This is a genomic window from Mycobacterium sp. (assembly GCF_036488105.1).
GTDB lineage: Bacteria > Actinomycetota > Actinomycetes > Mycobacteriales > Mycobacteriaceae > Mycobacterium.
Genome location: NZ_DASXHW010000552.1, coordinates 1 through 8,897, shown reverse-complemented (window position 1 = coordinate 8,897; position 8,897 = coordinate 1). Strand labels below are relative to the sequence as shown.

Below are 8,897 nucleotides of genomic sequence, written 5' to 3'. Positions count from 1 at the left end.
GACCTGTTCGAGGGCATCACCGAGGCGATCGGGGAGGTCGGCGGGTTCTCGCTGACAGTGCCGCGCCGCGACGGTGGTGAACGGCGGCTCTATCTGATCGAGACCGCGGAGAAGAGCATGCACTGGATGCGGTTGACCGCGCGCGGCCGACCGGGGCACGGCTCGATGGTCCATGACCACAACGCGGTGACCGCGCTCGCCGAAGCGGTGGCGCGGCTGGGCCGGCACCGTTTTCCGCTGGTGGCGACCGACAGCGTCGTGCAGTTCCTGACCGCCGTCGGCGAAGAAACCGGATTCACCTTCGACACCGATTCGCCCGACTTGGACGGGGCCGTCGAAAAATTGGGCCCAATCGCCCGCATCGTGAAGGCCACACTTCGTGACACCGCCAATCCGACGATGCTCAAGGCCGGTTACAAAACCAACGTGGTGCCCGCGACTGCCGAAGCCGTCGTGGACTGCCGAATTCTTCCCGGCCGTTTGGCGGCATTCGAGGCCGAGGTCGACGAGCTGATCGGCCCCGACGTCACGCGCGAATGGACCACCAGCCTGCCGTCGTATGAAACGACGTTCGACGGTGACCTGGTCGACGCAATGAACGCCGCGCTGCTGGCCATCGATCCGGACGCCCGGACGGTGCCGTACATGCTTTCCGGTGGGACTGACGCGAAAGCCTTCGAGCGCTTGGGTATTCGTTGCTTCGGCTTCGCCCCGCTGCGGCTGCCGCCGGATCTGGATTTCGCGGCGTTGTTCCACGGCATCGACGAACGGGTACCCGTCGACGCGTTGACGTTCGGCACCGAGGTGCTGGCGCATTTCCTGACGCACTGCTAGCCGATTACACGAGAGGGGATCGATCATGACCACACAACCTGACCCTTACGCCGCGCTGCCCAAGCTGCCGTCGTTTCATCTGGAGTCGGCATCGTTCACCGATGGCCAGCCGTTGGCCAACCCACAAGTCAGCGGCATCATGGGTGCCGGCGGAGAGGACGTCAGCCCGCAACTGTCGTGGTCGGGATTCCCCGATGGGACACGCAGTTTCGCGGTGACCGTCTACGACCCGGATGCGCCGACGCTGTCCGGCTTCTGGCACTGGGCGGTGGCCAACCTGCCTGCATCGGTCACCGAGTTGGCCGCCGGTGCCGGCGACGGCAGCAACCTGCCCGGTGGCGCCTTGACGCTGGTCAACGACGCGGGTGCGCGTCGCTACATCGGGGCGGCGCCTCCTGCCGGACACGGGCCGCACCGCTACTACGTCGCGGTGCATGCGGTCGACGTCGACAAGCTCGACCTGCCTGAGGATGCCAGTCCGGCGTTCTTGGGCTTCAACCTCTTTCAGCATGCGATCGCGCGAGCCGTGATCCATGCAACCTACGAGCAACACTAGGGCGGCTAGCGAGACGCCGATCCCACCGCGTCGCTCAACGACGTGAAGCCGCCCGCGCGCAACCGGTCGGCAAGGCCGTCGTGAATGTGCTTGGCCCACAAGCCTCCGCCGTAGATGAAGCCGGTGTAGCCCTGCAGCAACGATGCTCCCGCGGTGATCCTGTCCCAGGCGTCGTCGACGGTCTCGATGCCACCGACGCTGATCAGCGTCACGCGGTCGCCGACCCGGCCGTACAGCCGTCGCAGCACCTCACCGGCCCGGTGGGTCAGCGGTGGCCCGGAGATGCCGCCGCTGCCGAGTTGGTCCACGCCGGGTGTGCGCAGCCCTTCCCGCGACACCGTGGTGTTGGTGGCGACGATGCCGGCCAGGCCGAGGTCGACTGCCAGGTCGGCGATGTCGTCGATATCGGTGTTGGCGAGGTCGGGTGCGATCTTGACCAGTACTGGAGTCGAGGTCTCGGCCAGAACCGCGGACAGGATCCCGCGCAGCGCCTCGACTGTCTGCAGGTCCCGCAGTCCGGGTGTGTTCGGCGAGCTGACATTGACCACCAGGTACGCGGCGTGCGGTCCGACCAGTCGGGCGCTGGCCCGATAGTCGTCAGCGGCGTCGGCGGGCGCCGTGATCTTGGTCTTGCCGATGTTGACCCCGATAGGAACGTCGGGGCGGTGCCGGGCCAGTCGGGCTGCCAACGCGGCGGCGCCGTGGTTGTTGAAGCCCATCCGGTTGAGCAGGGCGCGGTCGGCGGGCAGCCGGAAGAGGCGAGGGGCGGGGTTGCCCGGCTGCGCCTGCGCGGTGACGGTGCCGACTTCGGCGTAGCCGAAACCCAGTGCGCCCCAGGCGTTGAGCCCGGCACCGTCTTTGTCGAAGCCGGCGGCCAGGCCCAGCGGCCCGGGGAAGTGCACCCCGAATACCGTGCTGGCCAGCACCGCGTCGATCGGCGCCAGTCGACGGCTCAGTTGGCGCCGGACCGGCGCAGCGGCCGTGGCGAAGCGTAGCCCGGCGAACACCAGTGTGTGGATGCGTTCGGCGGGTACCAAGAACAGCAACCGGCGCAGCGCTGCATACATCGCGGGGCTCTCGTCGCGCGGCAGATCCGCCGTCACAGGTCGGGCTGATCCGGTCGGGTGCTGTCAGCGCGCTCAGCGCGAGTTTTCTTGCGGCGCAACAGTACTCGTCTACTTCCGTCGGTATAGAGCCGTACTCGGGTCAATTCCCAGCCGCGATACTCCGCTTCGATGGACAGCCGCGTCGAGGCGCTGAGCCGGGTTACCTCGGGTGGCAGACGCAACGGAGCCCATTCATACTCGTCGGACAATTCGGTGTCCCAGCCCGTCGGCAGCCTGCCGTGCCGTGCCGCCGTCAACGTGGGCCTGTCGCCGCGTGTTCGATGATCTGCACGCCCCCGCCTGCGCCCGACAGGACATACAACGTGCCCGCGCCATCGTCGAAGGCGAGCGTGTCGGGTTGCCGCACCGTTGGGTACCGTACCTTTTCCAGTGGTATTCCGGTTGACAGATCGTAACCAATAACGATATTCGCCGCGGTCTGCGAAACCCAGGCCAGCCCGCGTGATCCGGCCACGCCGTACGGGGATCCCGGGACCGGGTAGGCCTGACGCAGGATCAGCGGGTCGACCCCGAACACCAACAGCTGATCGCCCCGGGTGTCGGCAACCAGCAACCGGCCCGCCGGATCGGCCGCCATGCTGGTGGCGCCCTGGCCGGCGCGCAGCGACTGCCCGATCTTGCCGTCGGCGCCGACCGTGATGATCGAGGTCTGCCCGCGATCCAGGACGGCGACGGTATTGCCTTGGGCCGCAAGCGAATCAATGTGGGCATGGACACTCATCCGGGCGACGTCGGTGGCGCCGGGTTTCAGCGTGTACAGCGTCCCGTCGGCGGCACCGAGCACCAGCGCGCCGTCGGAGCGGCGGGTGATCGCGGTGAAGTCGACGTTGTCGGCGTCGTGGACGCTTACCCGGGTCGCGCTCCCGGCCGACAGATCGACGACGAAATAACCACCGCGGCCGGATAAATAAGCCGTGCCGTCGTTGTCGCCGGCTAGTGCGGTCGCGGGGCCGGGCAGATCAACGACTCGCTGAGAGGTTTGCTGGAAGTCCAGCAGCGTGAGGCTTGACGGTGACGTGGAGGTGGGCCCCCGAGCGGCGATCACCAGCTGCGAGGTGCGGCCGTCGAATATCGCAGTCTGCGGTGCGCCGGTCAGCGGGCGCACCACACCCGTCGGAGTCTGCGACAGCGGTGGGGATTCGGCCGCGCGCGCCGGCGTGATTGTGGCCACATCCTTGTCCAGGGTTTTGCCCGAACACCCAGCCAGAAGCAGCAAGGAAAGCAGCAGGCCAATGGCCTGCCGGCGAGGGACGGTCTCGCCGTGTTTGCGGTGAACGGGCACGGGGTAGTTCTCGATTGCTCAGGGGGCTGGCCGGTGTAGAGGGGTGGTCCGATTGGGGTTCGATCCTATGGAACATTGTCGGGTATGGGTTCGGTCTTCCGGGGTTGCCCGGCATAAGCGGCGAGGTATGGTCCCCCTATGAGCGTTGCCGAAGACGGCCAATTCTCAGACGGAGAGTTTGCTATCGAAGACATGTGGCTCGGCGTGTTCTCCGCCAAGATCCTGGCCAGCGGTTTCGGTCAGGTCGGTGACGGCCGAAGTTTCGCGTTCTGCATCGAAGGTCAGAATCTGCTGGTCGAGGTCTATCGGCCACGGCTCAAAGGGCCGGTCCCGCAGCCCGAAGACGTTGTCGCCACGGCCCGGCGCAATGTCGTCGACGTCGACATCACCGACGAACGCAGCCTGCGCGCGGCCGTGCGCGACGCGGTTGCCCTGGCCGAAGCTGCCAAGTAGTTCGACCGCGGGGCTGTTTGGCATAGCCACCCGGTACGGTCGTCGTCGTGCATACGGTGCCGGCGATGTCGTGGTGGCAGGTCGTCGTATTGGCTGTCGTGCAGGGCGTGACCGAGTTCCTGCCGGTGTCCTCGTCGGGGCACCTGGCGATCGTGTCGCGGATCTTCTTCGCCGCCGATGCCGGTGCGTCGTTCACTGCCGTAACTCAATTGGGCACCGAGGCCGCCGTGCTGGTGTATTTCGCCCGCGACATCGTGCGGATCCTCAAAGCGTGGTTCAGCGGCCTTCGTGCCGCGGCTCATCGCACAGCCGATTACTGGCTCGGTTGGTACGTCATCATCGGAACCATCCCGATCTGCGTGCTGGGTCTGTTCTTCAAGGACGAGATCCGGTCGGGCGTGCGCGACCTCTGGGTGATTGCGACGGCGCTGGTGCTGTTTTCGGCGGTGATCGCCTTGGCCGAGCGCATGGGGCGGCAGAGCCGCGACGTCGGGCAGCTGACCTGGCGCGACGCGGTCGTCGTCGGCATCGCCCAGACGCTGGCGCTGGTGCCCGGAGTCTCGCGGTCGGGCGCCACCATCAGTGCCGGCCTCTTCCTCGGTCTCGAGCGTGAGTTGGCCGCCCGGTTCGGCTTCCTGCTGGCCATTCCGGCGGTGTTCGCCTCGGGGTTGTTCTCGTTGCCGGACGCCTTCCGTCCGGTTTCAGAGGGTATGAGCGCGACTGGACCGCAACTGGTAGTGGCTATCGCGATCGCCTTCGTCGTCGGCCTGGCCGCGGTGGCATGGTTTCTGCGGTTTCTGGTGCGCCACAGCATGTATTGGTTCGTCGGCTACCGGGTGGCGGCCGGCGCGGCCGTGCTGATCCTGTTGGCCACCGGGGTGGTGAGCGCGACGTGACCGTCATTCTGCTGCGCCACGGCAGGTCGACGTCCAACACCGCACACGTGTTGGCCGGCCGTTCCGAAGGCGTCGAACTCGACGACAAGGGCCGGCAGCAGGCTACGGAATTGGTCGATCGGATCGGCGATCTGCCGATAACGGCGGTGGTGTCGTCACCGCTGGTGCGTTGTCGAAGCACCGTCGAACCGCTCGCCACCGCACTGGGTGTCGAGCCGAGCTTCGACGAGCGATTCGCCGAGGTCGACTACGGCGAGTGGACCGGTCGCAAACTCGGCGATCTGGTCAAGGAGCCGCTGTGGTCGGTGGTCCAGGCCCATCCCAGCGCGGCGGTGTTTCCCGGCGGCGAAGGCTTGGCCGAGGTGCAGACCCGTGCCGTCGCCGCCGTTCGGGAGCACGATGCGCGGCTGGCAGAGGAGCACGGCGGCGACGCGCTGTGGCTGGCCTGCACTCACGGCGATGTGATCAAGGCGGTCCTCGCCGACGCGCTCGGCCTGCATCTGGATGGCTTTCAGCGCATTTCCGCCGACCCCGCATCGATCAGTGTGATCCGCTACACGAAGCTTCGCCCGTTCGTGCTGCACGTCAACCACACCGGCGCGCGGCTGACGTCCGCGTTGACGGCTGCCCCGGCGCCCGGCGGCGACACAGCCGCCGACGATGCTGTCGTCGGCGGGTCTACCGACTGAGTTGTCGTCCGAACGCTTCGTGCGCAGGATTACGACTCCGCAGCAACTGCCGGTATTTTGGAATAGCCATGTCTCGTGCGATCCACGTCTTCCGCTCACCCGACCGATTCGTCGCCGGGACCGTTGGGCAGCCCGGAAATCGCACGTTTTACTTGCAGGCCGTCCACGACGCCCGGGTGGTGTCGGTGGTGCTGGAAAAGCAGCAAGTGGCGGTGCTCGCCGAGCGGATCGACGCCCTGCTGGTCGAGGTCAATCGTCGGTTCGGCACGCCGGTTCCGCCGGAGACGGGCGATGTCGAAGATCTCAGCCCGCTGATCACACCGGTCGATGCCGAATTCCGGGTCGGCACCATGGGTCTGGGCTGGGATTCCGAGGCGCAAACCGTGGTTGTCGAACTGCTGGCCGTCAGCGACACGGAATTCGACGCTTCGGTGGTGCTCGACGACACCGACGAGGGTCCCGACGCTGTGCGGGTGTTCCTGACGCCGGAGTCGGCGCGCGAGTTCGCCACCCGGTCCAATGCCGTGATTTCCGCGGGCCGTCCGCCGTGCCCGCTGTGCGATGAACCGCTGGATTCCGAGGGCCACATCTGCGCGCGGACTAACGGCTACCGGCGCAGCGCGCTGCTCGGGCCGGACGATGACGAAGAGTCCTGACGATCGCGAGGTCCTGCGCAGCGGTGAGCTGACGGTCCTGGGCCGTATTCGCTCGGCGAGCAACGCCACCTTTCTGTGCGAGGCGACGCTGGGCGACCACACCGTGCACTGCGTGTACAAGCCGATATCCGGTGAGCAGCCGCTGTGGGATTTTCCCGACGGCACCCTGGCCGGCCGCGAGCTTGGCGCCTACCTGGTCTCGGCGCATCTGGGCTGGAACATCGTGCCCTACACCATCATTCGGCACGGGCCGGCCGGCGAGGGAATGCTGCAGCTGTGGGTAGACCAGCCCGGAGATACGCCTGATTCAGATCCCGGGCCCGAGCTGGATCTGGTCGACCTGGTTCCGGCCGACCGATGCCCGCGCGGCTATCTTCCGGTGCTGCGCGCCTATGACTACGCCGGCGACCCGGTCGAGCTGGTGCACGCCGACGACATTCGGCTCTGGCGGATGGCCATATTCGACGTGTTGGTCAACAACGCCGATCGCAAGGGCGGTCACGTGCTGCGGGGCCTGAACGGCGACGTCTACGGTGTCGACCACGGAGTGTGCCTGCATGTCGAGGACAAGCTGCGCACGGTGCTGTGGGGGTGGGCCGGCAAGAAGGTCGACGACGGCACGTTGGAAAAGGTGTCCTGCCTGGTCGACGGGCTGGGCGACTCGCTCGGGGATGCGCTGGCCGACCACATCACCAGCGCCGAGATCGCGGCGCTGCGGTTGCGCGCCCGCGTGCTGCTCGCGCACCCGGTGATGCCCGGCCCGGACCGGCACCGCCCGATTCCCTGGCCCGCGTTCTAAGGCGCTCGATGCCGCGATCCTTGGCGCTGTCGCTGGACGCCCCCGTCAGCGTCGATGAAATCCTGGCGGCGTTCGGCGACGACCAGTACTGGCAGGCCAGGCTGGCCGCCTTCGACGGCGGTACGGCCACATTGAATGGGCTGACGGTCGGCGACGACGGGTCGGTAACCGCGGCCCTCACGGTCAGCCTGTTCGCCAATCGGCTACCGAAGGTGGTCGCCGCGTTGGCACCCGGCGATCTGGAGATGGCCCGCACCGAGACCTGGCACCCGAGCGGCGACGGGCAGGCGCGCGGCACGATCGAGGTGGCGGTTCCCGGCGCGCCGGTGTCCGCGATCGGGAAGGTGATGTTGGTCTCGTTGGCGACCGGTGCCCGGCTGGACTTCAGCACCACCGTGCGAGTGAACATCCCACTGGTGGGCGGTCAGGTCGAAAACTTCATCGTCAACCGGCTCGGCGACGAGATCAGCGCGGTGCAGCGCTTCACCGACAACTGGATCGTGGCGCACCGCTGAGCGCAATGGGCGTCGTGGATGGCATGGCGGGCCGCTCCCGTCGGTGATACTGGATCGGTGACCCCTGAGCCCCTCAGCGACGCGGCGCTGGCCGCCAGCCTTGCCGAAGAGGCTGGAAAGCTGTTGCTGAAGGTGCGCCACCGGGTGGGTTTCGACCACCCGTGGCTGCTCGGAGATGAGGGCGACAGCCAAGCCAACGCGCTGTTGCTCAGACGACTGCACGCCGAACGCCCGGGCGATGCGGTGCTCAGCGAAGAGGCCTACGACGACTTGAACCGATTGCGGGCCGACCGGGTCTGGATCGTCGACCCGCTGGACGGAACACGCGAATTCTCCTGGCAGGGGCGCGACGACTGGGCCGTGCACGTGGCGCTGTGGCAGCGCCACGGTGGGCCCAACGGAACGATCACCGACGCCGCCGTCGCCTTGCCCGCGATGGGGGAGCTGCATCGCAGCGACACCGTCAGCGCGCCCACGACAACGCATTCCGGGCCGATCCGCATCACCGCAAGCTCCAACCGGCCGCCCGCCGTGCTGTACTACCTGGCCCGCCAGCTCGACGTCGAGTTCGTCCGGATCGGTTCGGCCGGAGCGAAAGCGATGTCGGTGGTGCGCGGCGACGCCGACGCCTACATCCATGCCGGCGGCCAGTGGGAGTGGGACTCGGCTGCTCCGGCGGGCGTGATCCTGGCGGCGGGCATGCACGCCTCGCGGCTGGACGGCTCGGAGATGATCTACAACCGTCCCGACCCGTACCTGCCCGATTTCCTGATGTGTCGTGCCGAACTCGCGGATCTGTTGCTGGGTGCCATCCGGTTGGCGAGCTAGCCAACGCTTTACAGTCGACGGTATGCAATCCTGGTCCGCCGCACCGATACCGGCGTTGCCGGGACGCGGCCCGGAGCTGCGGCTGTATGACACCTCCGACCGCCAGGTACGCCCGGTTGCTGCCGGGCCGGCCGCCACCATGTACGTCTGCGGGATCACGCCCTACGACGCCACCCATCTCGGCCACGCCGCAACCTATCTGGCGTTCGATCTGATCCACCGGCTGTGGCTGGACCTCGGACACGAGGTGCACTACGTGCAG

At 67.4% G+C, this 8,897-nt stretch carries 12 protein-coding genes and 1 pseudogene; 10 read left to right on the top strand and 3 right to left on the bottom strand.

Annotated elements, in window-relative coordinates:
• Together VGH54_RS29030 and VGH54_RS29025 are read left to right on the top strand one after the other, a co-directional pair.
• Nucleotides 1–834, top strand: an 834-nt coding sequence (locus VGH54_RS29030) for a M20/M25/M40 family metallo-hydrolase (RefSeq protein WP_331515625.1), incomplete at its 5' end; no start/stop codon positions are given.
• Between the two features lie 25 nt (nucleotides 835–859).
• Nucleotides 860–1,390, top strand: coding sequence for a YbhB/YbcL family Raf kinase inhibitor-like protein (locus VGH54_RS29025; protein WP_331515624.1), 531 nt, complete (start codon nucleotides 860–862; stop codon nucleotides 1,388–1,390).
• A gap of 5 nt (nucleotides 1,391–1,395) precedes the next feature.
• On the opposite strand, the gene VGH54_RS29020 is transcribed toward VGH54_RS29025, so the two are convergent.
• Genes VGH54_RS29020 through VGH54_RS29010 form a run of 3 tightly spaced genes read right to left on the bottom strand, consistent with a single transcriptional unit; the run spans nucleotide 1,396 to nucleotide 3,799 of the window.
• Nucleotides 1,396–2,457 (bottom strand): quinone-dependent dihydroorotate dehydrogenase, encoded by a 1,062-nt coding sequence (locus VGH54_RS29020; RefSeq protein WP_331515628.1) that lies wholly within the window; start codon nucleotides 2,455–2,457, stop codon nucleotides 1,396–1,398.
• A gap of 32 nt (nucleotides 2,458–2,489) precedes the next feature.
• On the bottom strand, nucleotides 2,490–2,753 hold the full coding sequence (locus VGH54_RS29015) for a DUF5703 family protein (RefSeq protein WP_331515623.1): 264 nt from the start codon (nucleotides 2,751–2,753) through the stop codon (nucleotides 2,490–2,492).
• Nucleotides 2,750–3,799, bottom strand: coding sequence for a YncE family protein (locus VGH54_RS29010; RefSeq protein WP_414688834.1), 1,050 nt, complete (start codon nucleotides 3,797–3,799; stop codon nucleotides 2,750–2,752). The genes VGH54_RS29015 and VGH54_RS29010 overlap by 4 nt, the downstream gene beginning before the upstream one ends.
• Before the next feature lie 138 nt (nucleotides 3,800–3,937).
• On the opposite strand from VGH54_RS29010, the gene VGH54_RS29005 reads away from it, so the two are divergent.
• From VGH54_RS29005 to VGH54_RS28970, 8 genes and pseudogenes are all read left to right on the top strand, one after another.
• A complete protein-coding gene (locus VGH54_RS29005) occupies nucleotides 3,938–4,252 on the top strand; it encodes a hypothetical protein (protein WP_331515621.1) in 315 nt (104 codons plus the stop codon).
• 65 nt (nucleotides 4,253–4,317) lie between these two features.
• The gene (locus VGH54_RS29000) at nucleotides 4,318–5,148 is read left to right on the top strand and encodes an undecaprenyl-diphosphate phosphatase (protein WP_331515626.1); all 831 of its coding nucleotides are present in this window, start codon (nucleotides 4,318–4,320) and stop codon (nucleotides 5,146–5,148) included.
• A complete protein-coding gene (locus VGH54_RS28995) occupies nucleotides 5,145–5,837 on the top strand; it encodes a histidine phosphatase family protein (protein ID WP_331515620.1) in 693 nt (230 codons plus the stop codon). Before VGH54_RS29000 ends, VGH54_RS28995 begins: the two co-directional genes overlap by 4 nt.
• Nucleotides 5,838–5,905: 68 nt before the next feature.
• Nucleotides 5,906–6,493: a DUF3090 domain-containing protein gene (locus VGH54_RS28990; protein ID WP_331515619.1), complete on the top strand. Its 588-nt coding sequence runs from the start codon at nucleotides 5,906–5,908 to the stop codon at nucleotides 6,491–6,493.
• Nucleotides 6,477–7,292 (top strand): SCO1664 family protein, encoded by an 816-nt coding sequence (locus VGH54_RS28985; RefSeq protein ID WP_331515618.1) that lies wholly within the window; start codon nucleotides 6,477–6,479, stop codon nucleotides 7,290–7,292. Before VGH54_RS28990 ends, VGH54_RS28985 begins: the two co-directional genes overlap by 17 nt.
• Before the next feature lie 8 nt (nucleotides 7,293–7,300).
• The gene (locus tag VGH54_RS28980) at nucleotides 7,301–7,807 is read left to right on the top strand and encodes a DUF2505 domain-containing protein (protein ID WP_331515617.1); all 507 of its coding nucleotides are present in this window, start codon (nucleotides 7,301–7,303) and stop codon (nucleotides 7,805–7,807) included.
• 18 nt (nucleotides 7,808–7,825) lie between these two features.
• A complete protein-coding gene (locus tag VGH54_RS28975) occupies nucleotides 7,826–8,635 on the top strand; it encodes a 3'(2'),5'-bisphosphate nucleotidase CysQ (RefSeq protein ID WP_331515616.1) in 810 nt (269 codons plus the stop codon).
• 22 nt (nucleotides 8,636–8,657) lie between these two features.
• Nucleotides 8,658–8,897 (top strand): annotated as a pseudogene (locus VGH54_RS28970) (cysteine--1-D-myo-inosityl 2-amino-2-deoxy-alpha-D-glucopyranoside ligase); the annotation flags it as partial.